Genomic DNA, 14028 nt, shown 5'->3' with positions numbered 1-14028 from the left:
CGGTGTGGCGGAACGGCTCGGTCGCGTTGTCGGAGGCGCCGTGCCCGCGGGCGTCTGGCGCGATGACCCGGTGCCGGGCGGCGAAGACCGGCACCTGGTCGTCCCACATGCCGTGGTCGAGGAAACCGCCGTGCAACAGCACCAGCGGCGATCCCGCGCCGGTGTCGCGGTAGTGGAGCCGGCCGTCCTTGGTCTCGAACGAGAACATGTCTTCCCTCATGACAACCAAGGTGTCATTTTATCGCAGAGTTGGCAACCCAGGTGTCATCATGGTGAGGTGACAGACACCGACCGACCGCTCGCGCCCGACGATCTCGCCTACCGGCTGGCCGAGGTGTTCGACCTGGTGGGCCCGCTGTACCGGCGGGCCCAGCGCAAGGTGGAGCAGGACGCGCCGGCCCAGGGGCTGTCGGTCGGGGTGCGCGCCGTCCTCAACCTGCTGCGCGCGCACGGGCCCATGACGGTCCCGCAGATGGGCCGCACCCAGGCCCTCAGCCGTCAGTTCGTGCAGCGCATGGTCAACGACGCGGCGGCCCAGCACCTGGTCGAGATCGTGCCGAACCCGGCGCACAAGCGGTCCTCACTGATCCGCCTGTCCCACGAGGGCGAGGACGCCATCGACGCGCTGATCGCCGCCGAACACGCCGTGCTGCGCCAGGCCGGCGGCGACCTGACCGAGGCCGACATCACCGCCTGCGTGCGCGTGCTGACGCGCCTGCTCGAACTCGTCGACCACGTCGACGTGAACTGACGACGGAGCCCGCCGCCCGCCGTATAGGCCCTCCGCTCGGGTCGCTGCGATAGCCGGAAAGGTAACTGAGAGTTATATCTCTGGATCAGTACTTATCGGTCAGGCCTTGGTCATATCGGGCGGTAGTCGTACGACTACCGCCCATCGTTCTCTCGTCCTACCGAGCAGAGCGGGTGAAGGGATCCCGGCTGATGCGACGAGAGTGGGAACTGGAGGACCTCATCGAGTGCTGGACACTGCCGATGGCCCACTTGAGCAGCGACCAGACGCCCTCGGCGGGGCCAGCTCGGGACGTAGGCAGGTATCTGGTAGATGCGCAGCCAGTCGGCGTTGATCTCGGCGAACGTGTCAGCTCGGCGACCGGATGCACATTGAGGTTATCCCAGCGCCAGGCCGGGTGGGTGCTGTCGGCGGCCACCAGGGCGAGCACCCGGGCCACCGTCATCGCATCCAGCCGCGGCGCGATCCGGTGAAACCAGGCCTGCTCCGCGTTGAGCGGATCAATACCGGTGCAGCGCGCCCTGGAGCGCGATGAGGAAGCCATCGCCGTCTGGCCAGCAGGAGATATGGGCTGCCCGCAAGAAGCCACCGCGGCGGCCCTGGGCGCCGCGGTGGCCCGCCCGGTGATGACCGTGCGTGGCAGGCGGACGATGGATCAACATCGCCGGGTCGTCTGCTTCCGGCATCTCTCCTTACTTAGGGTCTTGACTTGTGAGGATCACTGTCCATCCAAGGATGAAGATGCCGGCACTCAGCGGCTGGACATAGAGATCCGTAAGGGCCGCTACGACGACCGCCACGGCCGCAAGAACGGCTACGTCGGCGACCGAGCAATCCCGGAAACCGAGATGGTCGCGGATCTCACCGCGATGACGCTCAATCGTCCGCCGCTCGCTGACTCTTCGCTGGGTCGTGCAGCTAGCCGCAGACCAGGAAGAGATACGTTCGGTTGTACAGACGATGGAGCCACTCCCACGCTCCGTTGAGGTCGCCGACGTCTGACAGCCCGAGTGCGCCGGTATCGATCAGGAAGGGACGGAGACGCTGCGGCGCTCACCGACCGTTGCGCTTCGGCCCGGCTGGACGACCTGCGACAGTCCGGCGCAGCCGAGATCAGTGTAGACGGTGACGGCCGTAGCGGTGTCGTTCGTGACAGCGGAGAATGGCGTGGTGGTGCTGTAACAGCCCGGACTGGGATTGGACAGCACCTTGGTGGTCTCGGCGCTCCGCAAAATCAGGCGGCCATTCGTCGCTGCCATGGCAGGCGCAGCGGCAGCAGCCAGCACGCTGGCCGCCAGGAGTGTCGCTGCGGAAATAGTCCTTATCACGCTGGTAGACCTCTCTTGTAGTGCTTACTGATGCCCGCGGCCACAGCAAAGGGATCTTGCTGTGTGTCGGTACCGTGTGCCGGTTAACGTTGGCAACTATGCAACTCGCCCCGGCGACGCCACTGATACGTGTTACTGGATTCACCGTGTACACATTGCGGCCGCCCCCGCGCAAGGTGCCATTAACTGAAATTGATGGCTCCTTTATCGGCCCCGTCGGCACTAAGACTCTGCCCCAGCCGAATTCCGACTGCAACGCCTTTTAGTCCTGACTAAAAGGGTGGGCAGGGCCCTGGCTGATCAGGGCCGGTAACGGGAGAATCCATTGGCATGATGCGCATGCACTTTTCCGACGCCGACCTTTGCCAGATCACGTTCGCCCCGGCTCCGAACGCATTGTGGGAGACGGTGATGAGTGTGCGCCTGCTCCGTGGCGCACCGTCCGGAAGGAGTTGGTCGCGTCCCGGAGTCCGGCGACTGCACCGGCAGGTGAGGGGAAGCCTGGCGGAGCGGGCCGGCGTACTCACGCCCCTGGCTACCCCGAAGGGTTTCGTGCCCGGGTTTCTCCTCCAGTCGGACGCCGGCTCGTATTTGGGGTGTCGGTAAGAATCGTGTCACCAGGCCCAAACGAGCAAGATCCACCGGGAGGACTTGACATAAAGATAATATCGAGCACCGCGACCTGCGAGAACGCCCCAGTGATCGTTATCGTGCCGGACTTATCCCGCCGTGTTCGAGCCGTAACCCTCGCGGGCACACCACCCGCGACCAGGCGACTATCCCTTTCGGCGTTACTTGGCGCGCCCAAAGGACCACACGTGCGCCTTGCCGCCCCGTCGCCGCCATGGTGGCCACCTCCGCTGCTCTCACGCTGGCGACTCCCGCTCAGACCGCCGCCCCCACGGGGAAGATCTCCCGGATCTGGTACGACTCGCCCGGCTCGCCGAACTCTGGCGCGAACAGCAGCCTCAACGGCGAGTACGTGCAGATCAAGAACACCGGCCGGAGCGCGGTCAGCCTCAGAGGCTGGACCGTCCGCGACAAGACGACCCGAGCGGACCACGTCTACACGTTCGGTACCTTCACTCTCAGGGCCGGCAAGACGGTCACCCTGCGCACCGGTAGGGGCCGCAACACCTCCACCACCCTGTACTGGGGCAGAAGCGGCGGCGGCACCTTCGCCTACATCTGGAACCAGAGCAAGGACACCGGCTACCTCCGCAACGCCCAGGGCCAGCTCGTCCACTCGTGCTCGTACAACAGCACCCGCGACGACTACAAGAACTGCTGACGCAGCGAAGAGGGGGCCGCACCGTTGTTATGCGGCCCCCTCTGCTTTCTGGGCGTACGTCCGGATCGCTTGCGGCACGTAGAAGTTCCGTCGAGGCCGTACAGCCGGTAGCCCGCCGGGCTCCGGTCGGTCGGCGGGACACTGCCCTTGTCGGAGTAGAACCGGATGGTCTTCACCGTCAAGCCGGTCCTGCGGGATAGTTCTCCGATGGAATAGAGCATGTTGCTGTCCATGTCCTCAGCTTGACGTCTCCCCCCACTGGAGACTCAACTGGGGACCAGGACTTCCTGCGAGGGCTGCTCGCAGTGGAGATGTGGCATCACGTACGGATCGTCGACTCCATGCTGTCCAGCGTCGAGATCATGAGCGCGCCCCTGCTGCCGAGTGCCGCGATCGGCGCGCTCAGCACGGCCCCAGGACTGTGAAAACCTCCACGGCCGCTGTTGGCGTAGCGAGCTCGGCGGCCGGGCATTGCCCGGCGTGGTCAGGCTGGCGTGGCTAGACCGGAGGCGTGAGCGAGGGCGGCGGCCTCGGTACGGGTGCCCACGCCGAGCTTGGCCAGGATGTTGGCCACGTGGAACTTCACGGTGTGTTCGCTGATCAGCAGGTCTTCGGCGATCTGCCGGTTGCGCAGGCCGCGCGCCAGCCGTTCGAGCACCTCCAGCTCGCGTGGCCTGAGCGCGACCAAGGCGGCGTCCGAGGCCGGGGGCGCGGGCGGGGTAAGCGGCAGCGCGGCACTGATCGTCGTGCCCCAGCCGGGGACGGCGTCCAGAGAGAGACGACCGTCCACGGCGGCTGCCAGCTCGGCCAAGCGGCGCAGGGCAAGCGCCCCGGCCGCAAGCGTGCCCGGCCCGTCGTCGCGGACGACGAGGTGAAGGTCGGACTCCTCCGGCTCCCAGGACACGCGAACTCTGGTCAGGCCGTCCTGCTCGAGCATGGTGACCACGGCGCCCCGTACCAGAGCCTGGGCGGTGTTGGCGATGTCGGACGGCAGGGCGCGGTCGCGGTCGCGCGGCCCGGCCAGCTCCAGCGACACCTGGCTGTGGCGGGCCAGCGGCGCCAGTTTGCCTGCCAGCCGCTCGAAGGCCGCCCCGGCCGGCTCCTCGCTCAGCGTGGAATCCAGGTCGGCCGCGGCGCGCAACTCGATCAACGCTGACACCGCCAGGTCGGTGGCGGTGCGCCGGGCGGCGCCGTCGTCGAGCGTACGGCTGCGCAATGTGCCGAGCAGGGATTGCAGCGTGGCGGCGTGGGTGCTGGTGAGCTCGGCGATGACGCGGGCCCGCTCGCCGGCGGCCAACCGGTTGCCGGTCAGGTCGGCGGGGGGCAGGTTCTCGGCCCGGTGCACCAGCTGCAGGGCGACCAGGTCCCACAGCCGCTGCACCAGCTCGGCCGCCGGGCCGGTTGCCGCGTCCCCGCCGGCGGTCACCACCACGAGCAGACCGCCGGAGGCCCCGGCCGGGCGGGAGGCCACAGCCAGCACCGGCAGGTCCTCGCCGGCCAGGCGCGCCCGGCCGGACCAGGGCTCGCCCACGCCGACCGTGCCGCCCACGCGGGCCAGCTCAGCGCTGGTGATCTTCTCGGTGATCGCCGTCTCGCCGTGGGCCTTCATGGGATGCCGGGCGCAGTCGCCGGTGAGCACGGCCACAGCCCGGTGCGGCAGGAACTCGGCCAGCGCCTGCGACAGCGGTTCTAGCATGGCGCCGGTCGGCGCCCGCAGCACGGACGCGGCGGCCGCCAGCGCGGTACGCGGGTCGGGCAGGTCCATGCGCCGATGCTAGGCGACGCCAGGCAAGGGAGGTCGCTGCCCGTTCGGGTAGCAGATGCCGCCCGGACGGACGGTGAGCGGGAGGGCGGGCGGCGAGCAGGCTGGCACCCGTCCGATTCGCCGCCACATCAGGAGCCGCTGATCATGAAAGCTCTCGTCGCCGCCGCCTACGGCCCCGTGGAGCAGCTGTGCGTCCATGACGTGCCCGACCCGTCACCCGGCCCTGGCCAGGTGCTGGTCCGCGTGCAGGCCGCGGCGCTCAACCCCATCGATGTGAAGCTGGTCACGGGTGAGCTGCGTGCGATGTTCCCGGTCACGCACCCGTTCGTGCCCGGCGTGGACGCCACCGGGGTGGTGGCGGCCGTGGGAGAAGGCGTGACGCGGTTCGCGGCCGGAGACGAGGTGATCGCCTACGCAGGCGCGGCCTCCGGGACGATCGCCGAGTATGCGCTGGTCGGCGAAGGGCCCGAGCTCGTCCACCGGCCGCGCGCCCTGTCCCCGGTCCATGCCGCCGCGCTGCCCATGGCGGCGATGACCGCGCACTGTGTCCTGGGCGCCGCCGGACTGGAGCCCGGCGACAGGGTGCTGGTCATCGGCGCGACCGGCGGCGTGGGCGCGCTCGTGGTCCAGCAGGCCGCCGAGCTGGGCGTACGCGTGCTGGCCACGGCCGCGCCCGCCGACAGGGCCTACATCCGCGCGCTCGGCGCGCACGAAACCATCGATCACACAGCCCTCGACACGGTCAGCGCAGCCCGGCGGCTGCACCCGGACGGGCTGGACGTGGTCGTCGACCTGATCAACGCCGGTACCGCGCTCGTGCCCACCGCCGGGCTCGTACGGCCCGGCGGCCGGCTCGTCTCCACCCTGTACGGTCCGGCGGAGGTGGAGGGGGTCACACCCGTCTACGTCCGGATGGATGCCTTGATCGGCGACTTGCCCCGGCAGGCCGAACGGGCCGCGGCGGGCCGGCTGAGCATCGAGGTGGCCGCGACCTACCCGTTCGACAAAGCCCCGCAGGCCATGCGCGACCTGGCCGAAGGCCGGCACACGCGCGGCAAGATCGTCATCACCTTCTGAGGAGTCCGTCATGCTGTCCCTTCCCACCCGCGCCGGGAGCCGTCCCCGAACCGGCCCGTCCGTTCCGCACGTCCAGCTCAGCCAGAACAGCCCCGGCGAGATCCGCGAACAGCTCACGCAGTGGATGAGCACCCGGCTTCCCGGCACCGAGATCAGGCCGAGCGAGATCTCCGAGCCGGGCTCGCTCGCCTTCTTCCTGCACGAGGACGCGGCGCCGCCGCAGGGAGCGGTGCTCCTGCCGCCCCGCCTGGTCGCCGAGTTCGCCCACGTCCACGTCGACGGCAGCCTGCACCTGGCCCTGTCACAGGACGACCAGCAGGAGCTCATCGCCGAGGGCTGGGGCGAGCGCCATCCCCTGTACTCACCCACGATCAACGTGGTGATGCTCTACGGTCCCCGCACCACCCAAGAGCTCGATGTGGCCAAGAGCGTCGTCGCGGCCTCCTACCGATACGCCACCGGCAGGACCCTGTAGCCGCCCGGCCCCGCGGACAACCTCCGCGTCGCCCGCCGGCGGCGCGGAGGTTGTCCGCGGCGGCCAGCCAGGTGACCGAGTGTTCTCCTGCCTGACCCGGGAACCGGACCCTGTCGAAGCTGAACGGCTCACCGGCCGTCGGCTCATCACGGACACGACACCCGCCAAAACGCGCGAAGCGATCTGCGCGGGCACCGCCGGGACGCACCCGTCGCACGGCGCGGGTCGTTCGCGGCCTGTTTCTACCCTGTCGTCATCAACTGGTGGGAGGCGAGGCCGCGCACGTCAACCTCGTCCAGCGTGGTGACCACGAGGTCGGCGTGCGCAGCGACCAGCAACTGCTGGTCATCGGCGCGGGCGACGCCCAGCGCGGCCATCTTGCCGGCTTTGGCGGCCCGGATCCCGCTGACCGCGTCCTCGACGACGAAACAGTGCTCGGGTGCGGCCTTGAGCTCGGCCGCCGCGATCAGGAAGATCTCCGGATCCGGTTTGCCCCGCGCCAGGTCGCGCCCGGACAGGTCGGCGTCGAAGAAGTCGAGCAGGGTCAGCCCTGGCTGGACGAAGTCGTAGGTGAGGCCCTCCCGCTGGGCGAAGGTGTCCAGGCGGATGCGCTTGAGCATGCGGTCGGCGTTCTTCGACGACGAGGCCACTGCCGCTGGGATGCCGAGGTCGCGGACGGCCATGACGAACCGCAACGCGTCGGGATAGGCCGTGAACTGGCTGGCCTCGATGAGGTGGACGATGAGCGCCTGCTTACGGGCGGCGTAGGTCCGCGTCCGTGCTTGGGCGTCGGGGATCTCGAAGTGTTCGAGGGTGGCGAGCGCCCCGGCCGTGCGCGGTCTGCCGGAGATGACGCGCTGGTAGACCTGCGGGGTGAAGGGCTCCTCCGACCAGGTGGTGCGCTCGCGAATGTCGGCCCAGTCACCCTCCATGAGCTCGCGCAGCGCGTCCTTCCAGGCGCGCTCGTGCGGTGAGTCGACGAGGACGCCGTCCACGTCGAGGATCGCTCCGTCGAATCCGCCGCCGGTCGGCATGGCGGGCTCACCTCCTGTCGTCCGCGTCACGTGGAGGCGAGGATGACGCCTCGGCGGGCAGCTTGAACACGCACGTGCCGCCTGGACTCAGTTCGTGGATTTCCTTGCCGACGCCGACGCGCAAGGGCCAGCGGAACCCTTCGACCTGGGCGAAAACGATAAGCTCCCCACCCTTGACACTCACCCGCAGCGAGGTGCCTCGAAAGCGCATGCGCAGCGCCGCGCCGTCGAGCCGGTCGAGCAGGCGTGGCCGCAGGCGCAGCACGCCGTCGTCACCGATGCTGCTGCCCATGAAGCTGCGCTGCAGCAGATCCAAGGTGCCGGACATGACGCCCATGTGGATGCCTTCCTTGGTGGTACCCCCCTGCACGTCGCTGACATCGCTTTCCAGCGCCACCAGGAACCGGTCCCACGAGCTCGCAGGGTCGAGGTCGGCCAGCACGCCTGCGAAGGTGACGAAGCTGAGCGTCGAGCCATGGGAGGTTCGGCGGTCGTAGTACTCGATGGTGCGCCGCGCCAGTTCCCGGTCGTAGCCGTATCCGAGCCGCTCGAAGACGTCCTGCAGCTCGTCGTGATCGAACAGGAAGAACAACATCACCGCGTCGGCCTGCTTGGCCACCTTGAAGCTGTTGGGGTCCTTGCCCTCGGCCTTGAGGATCCGGTCCATGCGCTGGATGTTGGGATAGGCGGCGCGGTAATGGTCCCAGTCAAGCTCCTCCAGATCGGCGTAGCCCTCGAACTGGCTGATGACGCCATCGTGGAACGGGATGTACATCCGGCGGCTCATGTCCTCCCAGACGCGTAGCTCCTCGTCGGTCACGTGCAGATATCTGCGCAGCATGACGGACCGGCTGGCAGGGAGCAGTTCGAGCACCTGCGGCATGGTCGCGGAGATCCAGGCCGCCATGGCATTGGTGTAGGCGTTGTTGCGCAGCCCCGCCTCCTCGGCGCCGGGGTAGCGCTCGTGGAACTCGTCGGGGCCCATCACCCCGTGAATCTCATACCGCTGCCGATCCGGGTTGAAGTGCGCGATCGAGGCCCAGAAGCGCGTGATCTCCAGCATCAGCTCGGCGCCGTAGTCACGCAGGAACTCGAGGTCGTCGGTCGCCTGGTAGTACCGCCATACGTTGTAGAAGATCGCCGCGTTTACGTGGCGCTGATTGTGGCTGAGGTCAGGGTCCCATTGGCCGGACAGCGGGTTGAGATGGACCTGCTGGGTCTCCTCGGTCCCGTCGCTGCCGCTCTGCCAGGGGAACATGGCTCCCCGGTAGCCTGCCTCGCAGGCGGCGGCCCTCGCCTCGGCCAGCCGCCGGTAGCGATACAGCAGCAGCGACCGGGTGATCTCCGGCAGACGCATGTTGAGGTACGGGTAGACGTACAACTCGTCCCAGAAGACATGCCCGCGGTAGGCCTCACCGTTGAGGCCGCGGGCCGGCACGCCGGCGTCGTGCCGGGCGGTGTGGCGGGAGCACACCTGCAGCACGTGGGCGATGTGCAGACGCAGCAGCAGCTGGGCGCGGGGCTCGTGGGGCAGCTGGATGTCGCAGTTTTCCCAGAGTTCGGTCCACGCCGACTGGTGTTCGTCCAACGCGTCGTCGAAGCACGGGTATCGCAGCACGTGCCGGCCCGCGGCGGTCAGCGGCTCAGTGATCGCGTTGTCGCGGGAGGTGAACAGCGCGACCATCTTCTCCACGCGGACCGGCTTGCCCTGCTCCACGTCGAAGGTGAGCACCTGCTGGATGTAGTCCTCCATCTGGTGCAGGCGCCGCTCCACGGCAACGGGGCCGTTCGGCTGATCCCGTTCGCCCAGGAACACCTGCGTTCGCGCGGCTTCGGCGACGTAGAGGTTCGACTGACGCGTCTGCACCTTGAGCGCGATGATCTCAGGCCCGAACGTGCGCGGCGACACGGGGTCGAGGTGGCGCCCCTCCAGCTCGCGGTAGCGGGCGACCATATGGTTGGTCATCCGGCCGTCGAGCGCCGTCACGACCTCGACGCGCCCTGACCAGTTCTCCGGGACCAGCGTCCACTCGATTCCCGCCTGGTGACTGTAGGCCATGCTCACGAACCGGCGGCTGGTCAGAGTCGTCACGCGACCCGCGCGGTCACGGAAACGTAGATCGCGCCGGATCAGCGCGAACCGGATGTCGTAGGTGTGCCGGTAGTCGAGCAGCTCCACACTGCCGAACCTGACGGCGGCCTCCCCCTCGATCCTGAGCTTCAGCGCCAGCCAGTTGGGCAGGTTGACCAGGTCCTCATTCAGCACCGGGCAACCGTCGAAGATCGTGGTCTCCCGGTTGTAGCCGCCGTGAGCGTAGGTGCCTGGATAGTGGACCGAGCCCATGTCCTCCCACTCGGCGGTGCCGCGCGTGCAGAAGTAGCCGTTGCCCGTCGACGTCAGCGCCTCGCGCAGCGTCTCGGACGCCGGGTCGAAGCCGTCATAGGTGAGTGCGAAACCTTGCATGGCGCCCCCCGAGCGCGTCCAGCATGGTCAAAAGCGCGGTCAACACCCCGAAGTGGTCAGAAAGCGCTCCACCTCCCCCGGCGAGGCAGCGCGGGGGGTCGGCGCGAACTCCGCCTCCGTCGGCCGGCCCCGCACCTCGCATCATCTGGATGGCCGACGAGGACGCCGATGCCGCGACCGCGCAGCACGCCGTTGAGCTGGTCAGGTGTCGGCGACGATCTGCCGCACGGTGTCGCGCATGCCGTCCGAGATCATGACGTCCTCAGGCCAGTCGAGGATGGATGTCAGCACCCCGTCGTAGCCGAGGAACACCGCGGGGCGACGACATGCGAGCCGCGTCGCCGGCCGTCCGTCGTCGTGAAGTGCGTTGGGCAGGTCCCGAACGGTCCCTGCTGGACCCATCCGACGTCACCCCCGTGGCTCACCGAGCCTGGAACGTCTTCGTACTCTCCAGGTTGCCCCTGAGGCACAGCCCGATGCAAGCGGTCACATCGCCAGGTGGGACCGCGCTGAGTCACCCTGCCCGTACGAAGAGGATGGACCAATGTCCTGCTTCATCCAACAATGATCAGCGAGGTGAGCAGATAGACGGCGATGGACACCAGGTCCTGGACGACCGTGGCCGGGGAGATGTCGCGCATCCGTACGTGGAGGCGGCGGTTGTCCTCATCCCGTCCCGCGCGACAAAGCTGGGCGGTCAGACGCCTGAAGGAGGCGCTCGTCACGTGTTGATGTCGCGGCGGAGCTGCGCGCCTGCTTCACGGTGGGCGCGGGCCCGCAGCACGATCTTCACGAGTTCGCCGGTCCACAGGATGGCCGAGCCTACGGCGGCGCAGGCCAGCCACTGGCCCGCGGTGAGGTCGGTGGTGGTGAAGAAGCTGTGCAGGATGTCCATCTCCACGACGAGTGCCAGGAGCACGAGGACGACGGCGGTGGCGATGAAGGCTGAACGGTTGCGCAGAGTTTCGCGGCTGAAGATGCTGCGGATGTCGTGCCGAACGTTGAGCAGATTGAAGACCTGGAAGAACACGAACGTGACGAAGGCCATCGTCGCGGCGACCGTGGGCTGTCCCAGCTGGGGCTGGTCTCCGGGAGCCCAGGTGAGGATCGCGAGAGTACCGGCCGCCATCACCGCGCCGGTCAGCACGATCCTGAAGAGCCGTTGTCGGGTCAGGATGCGTTCTCCGGCGGGGCGTGGTGGTCGGCTCATCGCGTCCGGGCCGACCGGGTCGATGCCGAGGGACATGGCGGGTGGGCCGTCCATGACCAGGTTGACGAAGAGGATCTGCAGCGCGGTGAACGGTGCGCCGCCGGCGAGACCGGTGACTGATGCGATGAGGAAGGTCAGCACGAACCCGAAGGCGGTGGACACCTGGAACCGGGTGAATTTGACGATGTTGTCGTAGATGCCGCGGCCTTCCCGGACGGTGCCGACGACGGTGGCGAAGTTGTCATCCGTGAGGATCATCGTGGCCGCCTCTTTCGTCACCTCCGTTCCGGTCAGGCCCATCGCGATGCCGATGTCGGCCCGGCGGAGGGCGGGGGCGTCGTTGACTCCGTCGCCGGTCATCGCCACGACGGCGCCGCGGGACTGCAGCGCTCTCACGATCCGGATCTTGTGTGCGGGCGACACTCGGGCGATGACGCCGATGTCGTCGAGGCGCCGGGCGAGGTCGGCGTCGGTCGTGCGGTCGAGCTCGGTGCCGCTGATGGCAGTGCCGGGGATGCCGAGTTCGCCGGCGATGGCCATGGCCGTGATGGCATGGTCGCCGGTGATCATCCGGACACGGACGCCGGCGTCGCGGCATTGCGCGATCGCCTGCTGCGCCTCGGGGCGGGGTGGGTCCATGATGCCGATCAATGCGACGAGCACAACCCCGTCGAGCAGGTCCTTCAGGTCGCCGGTGGAGTCGAAGTCGTCGGCGGGGAAATCCTCGACGCCGACGGCGAGCACCCGCATGCCCCGTTCGGCCAGCGTGGTGTTGGCGCCCTCGTAGCGCCTGCGGGCGTCCTCGTCGAACGGCAGGATCGCCTCGCCGCCGAGGTAGCTGTCGGCCCGGGCCGACAGCACGTCGGGGGCGCCTTTGATGAAGCATCGGACCACGTCGCGGCCACGGCTGTCGCTCCAGCGGTGGAAGGTGGCCATGAACTTGTGGTCGGAGTCGAACGGGATCTCCACGATGCGGGGGCGTTCCTGACGCAGGGCGCCGACGTCGATGCCGCCCTTTTCGGCGAGGGCCACCAGCGCGCCCTCGGTGGGGTCGCCGACCACCTGCCCGTCGCGCAGTACCGCGTCGCTGCACAGGGCCACGGCGATCAGCGGGTCGTCGAGCGTCGCGGGCAGTGGTGATCCGTCCGTGGTGCGGATGCGCCCGTCGGCGGTGTAGCCCTGACCGGAGACGGTGAACCGCCGGTCGGCCAGCAGCATCTCCCGTACGGTCATCTGGTTGAGCGTCAGCGTGCCGGTCTTGTCGGTGCAGATCTGCGAGGTGCTGCCCAGGGTTTCGACCGAGGCGAGCCGTTTGACGATCGCGCCCCGGCGTGCCAGCCGCCCGGCCCCCATCGCCAGGGTGAACGCCACGACCGCCGGTAGCCCTTCCGGGATGGCCGCCACGGCGAGGGAGACCGCGCTGACGAACAGCGTGCCGAAGTCCTGCCCGCGTACCAGCCCCAGCACGAAGACGACGACGATGACGACCCCGGCGATGACGGCCAGCGTCCTGCCCAGGCCGTCGATCTGTCGCTGCAGCGGCGTCGGCCCGGGCTGGGCTGTGTGCAGCAGGCCGGCGATCCGGCCGATCTCGGTGTCCATACCGGTGGCCGTGACCACCGCCTCGCCACGGCCGCGGGTGACCATCGTGTTCATGAACACGACGCTCGCCCGGTCACCCAGCGGCGCCGCCTCGTCGACCTCCGCAGCCGCGGATTTGCCGACCGGGTGCGCCTCGCCGGTCAGCGACGACTCCTGCACCTCCAGCGAGGTCGAGGACAGCAGCCGGCCGTCGGCGGGTATCCGATCGCCGGCCTCCACCATGATGACGTCTCCGGTCACCAACTCGGCGGCGTCCAGTTGTGCGATGCGGCTGCCGCGACGGACGGTCGCGGTGGTGACAAGCATCCGCCGCAGCGCCTCCAGCGAGGCCTCCGCCCGGGACTCCTGGACGAACCCGATGCTCGCATTGAGGAATACCACCAAGACGATGACCACCGGGGTTTCCCAGTCCCGGGTCACTGCCAGGCTCACTACCGCGGCAGCCAACAGGATCATGATCAGCAAGTCCTGAAACTGCCGGAGGAACACCCGCCACCGCGGTTCCCGCGGCGCCTCCTCAAGCCGGTTCGCACCGTTGCGTTGCAGCCGCCGGGCCGCCTCCTCCGGCGACAGCCCGAGCCGCGGATCCACCTCGAACGCGTCAGCGGCGGCTTTCGCCGCACGCGCGTGCCACGGCGTGGGCGTCTTCTCGGAGAGCCCGGCCATACCACCTTCCTCTCCCGCCATTGCCGCAGGAAACGGCGGCTGACGCGTGCGCCGTCATCGCCAGACGGCAGCACCTACCAGGTGAAGTGCTGACCGGTGCAGTGTGATGCCGGCCGCCCATATGGCGACCATTTGCTCCTCGAAGCGCGTGGGCGGGTGGAGTCGCCACGCTGGGGCTTGCAGGCGGCGACGCAGCTCGGGAGTGAACTCATTCCTCCCTGTTCACGCACCAGTCCCCCAGCGACAGGCGGTGGTGATGCCGCCACGGGTGGCTTGGGCGCGGACGATGGCCACCGGGCCGCTCGCGTGGTGCAGTACGCCCTGGCTGGTGGAGCCGAGCAGCAGGCCGGCGAACCCGCCGCGGC

14 protein-coding genes and 1 pseudogene are annotated in these 14028 nt (G+C 68.7%); 5 read left to right on the top strand and 10 right to left on the bottom strand.

Annotated elements, in window-relative coordinates:
• On the bottom strand, positions 1-220 hold a 220-nt coding region (locus tag AB0H81_RS39455), incomplete at its 3' end, for an alpha/beta fold hydrolase (RefSeq protein WP_358385823.1).
• A gap of 57 nt (positions 221-277) precedes the next feature.
• On the opposite strand from AB0H81_RS39455, the gene AB0H81_RS39450 reads away from it, so the two are divergent.
• Positions 278-751: a MarR family winged helix-turn-helix transcriptional regulator gene (locus AB0H81_RS39450; RefSeq protein WP_358385820.1), complete on the top strand. Its 474-nt coding sequence runs from the start codon at positions 278-280 to the stop codon at positions 749-751.
• A 509-nt stretch (positions 752-1260) separates the two neighbouring features.
• Entirely contained in the window at positions 1261-1737 is a 477-nt protein-coding gene (locus AB0H81_RS39445) for a hypothetical protein (RefSeq protein ID WP_358385817.1), read from the top strand.
• 39 nt (positions 1738-1776) lie between these two features.
• Here the strand turns inward: AB0H81_RS39445 and AB0H81_RS39440 are convergent, their stop codons facing one another.
• Entirely contained in the window at positions 1777-2037 is a 261-nt protein-coding gene (locus AB0H81_RS39440; RefSeq protein ID WP_358385814.1) for a hypothetical protein, read from the bottom strand.
• A gap of 886 nt (positions 2038-2923) precedes the next feature.
• Between AB0H81_RS39440 and AB0H81_RS39435 the strand changes: the two genes are divergently transcribed.
• Positions 2924-3370: a lamin tail domain-containing protein gene (locus AB0H81_RS39435; RefSeq protein ID WP_358385811.1), complete on the top strand. Its 447-nt coding sequence runs from the start codon at positions 2924-2926 to the stop codon at positions 3368-3370.
• A gap of 98 nt (positions 3371-3468) precedes the next feature.
• Here the strand turns inward: AB0H81_RS39435 and AB0H81_RS39430 are convergent.
• Positions 3469-3603, bottom strand: a pseudogene (locus AB0H81_RS39430) (MerR family DNA-binding transcriptional regulator); the annotation flags it as partial.
• Between the two features lie 251 nt (positions 3604-3854).
• Positions 3855-5135, bottom strand: a complete 1281-nt coding sequence (locus AB0H81_RS39425; RefSeq protein WP_358385808.1) for a LuxR C-terminal-related transcriptional regulator — start codon at positions 5133-5135, stop codon at positions 3855-3857.
• Positions 5136-5279: 144 nt separating this feature from the next.
• Between AB0H81_RS39425 and AB0H81_RS39420 the strand changes: the two genes are divergently transcribed.
• Positions 5280-6212, top strand: a complete 933-nt coding sequence (locus tag AB0H81_RS39420; RefSeq protein WP_358385806.1) for an NADP-dependent oxidoreductase — start codon at positions 5280-5282, stop codon at positions 6210-6212.
• A 10-nt stretch (positions 6213-6222) separates the two neighbouring features.
• A complete protein-coding gene (locus AB0H81_RS39415; protein WP_358385803.1) occupies positions 6223-6687 on the top strand; it encodes a luciferase family protein in 465 nt (154 codons plus the stop codon).
• Between the two features lie 242 nt (positions 6688-6929).
• Here the strand turns inward: AB0H81_RS39415 and AB0H81_RS39410 are convergent, their stop codons facing one another.
• The 6 genes from AB0H81_RS39410 to AB0H81_RS39385 all read right to left on the bottom strand — a co-directional run.
• Positions 6930-7721: an HAD family phosphatase gene (locus AB0H81_RS39410; RefSeq protein WP_358385800.1), complete on the bottom strand. Its 792-nt coding sequence runs from the start codon at positions 7719-7721 to the stop codon at positions 6930-6932.
• A 7-nt stretch (positions 7722-7728) separates the two neighbouring features.
• Positions 7729-10185 carry a glycosyl hydrolase family 65 protein gene (locus tag AB0H81_RS39405; RefSeq protein WP_358385797.1) on the bottom strand — a complete coding sequence of 819 codons (2457 nt, stop codon included), beginning with the start codon at positions 10183-10185 and terminating at the stop codon, positions 7729-7731.
• A gap of 201 nt (positions 10186-10386) precedes the next feature.
• On the bottom strand, positions 10387-10587 hold the full coding sequence (locus AB0H81_RS39400; protein WP_358385794.1) for a hypothetical protein: 201 nt from the start codon (positions 10585-10587) through the stop codon (positions 10387-10389).
• A gap of 152 nt (positions 10588-10739) precedes the next feature.
• A complete protein-coding gene (locus tag AB0H81_RS39395; protein ID WP_358385791.1) occupies positions 10740-10910 on the bottom strand; it encodes a hypothetical protein in 171 nt (56 codons plus the stop codon).
• Positions 10907-13663: a cation-translocating P-type ATPase gene (locus tag AB0H81_RS39390; protein ID WP_358385788.1), complete on the bottom strand. Its 2757-nt coding sequence runs from the start codon at positions 13661-13663 to the stop codon at positions 10907-10909. Before AB0H81_RS39390 ends, AB0H81_RS39395 begins: the two co-directional genes overlap by 4 nt.
• 222 nt (positions 13664-13885) lie before the next feature.
• On the bottom strand, positions 13886-14028 hold a 143-nt coding region (locus AB0H81_RS39385; RefSeq protein ID WP_358385826.1), incomplete at its 5' end, for a universal stress protein.

The sequence above is a fragment of the Nonomuraea sp. NPDC050691 genome (assembly GCF_040654455.1).
Lineage (GTDB): Bacteria > Actinomycetota > Actinomycetes > Streptosporangiales > Streptosporangiaceae > Nonomuraea.
The sequence above is the reverse complement of the archived record's forward strand: the minus strand, read 5'-3'. Positions and strand labels throughout refer to the sequence as shown.

Coding starts and splice junctions, on each gene's coding strand:
- AB0H81_RS39435 (WP_358385811.1), top strand. CDS start 2,924: ATGGTGGCCACCTCCGCTGCTCTCACGCTGGCGACTCCCGCTCAGACC.
- AB0H81_RS39425 (WP_358385808.1), bottom strand. CDS start 5,135: ATGGACCTGCCCGACCCGCGTACCGCGCTGGCGGCCGCCGCGTCCGTG.
- AB0H81_RS39420 (WP_358385806.1), top strand. CDS start 5,280: ATGAAAGCTCTCGTCGCCGCCGCCTACGGCCCCGTGGAGCAGCTGTGC.
- AB0H81_RS39415 (WP_358385803.1), top strand. CDS start 6,223: ATGCTGTCCCTTCCCACCCGCGCCGGGAGCCGTCCCCGAACCGGCCCG.
- AB0H81_RS39410 (WP_358385800.1), bottom strand. CDS start 7,721: ATGCCGACCGGCGGCGGATTCGACGGAGCGATCCTCGACGTGGACGGC.
- AB0H81_RS39405 (WP_358385797.1), bottom strand. CDS start 10,185: ATGCAAGGTTTCGCACTCACCTATGACGGCTTCGACCCGGCGTCCGAG.
- AB0H81_RS39400 (WP_358385794.1), bottom strand. CDS start 10,587: ATGGGTCCAGCAGGGACCGTTCGGGACCTGCCCAACGCACTTCACGAC.
- AB0H81_RS39390 (WP_358385788.1), bottom strand. CDS start 13,663: ATGGCCGGGCTCTCCGAGAAGACGCCCACGCCGTGGCACGCGCGTGCG.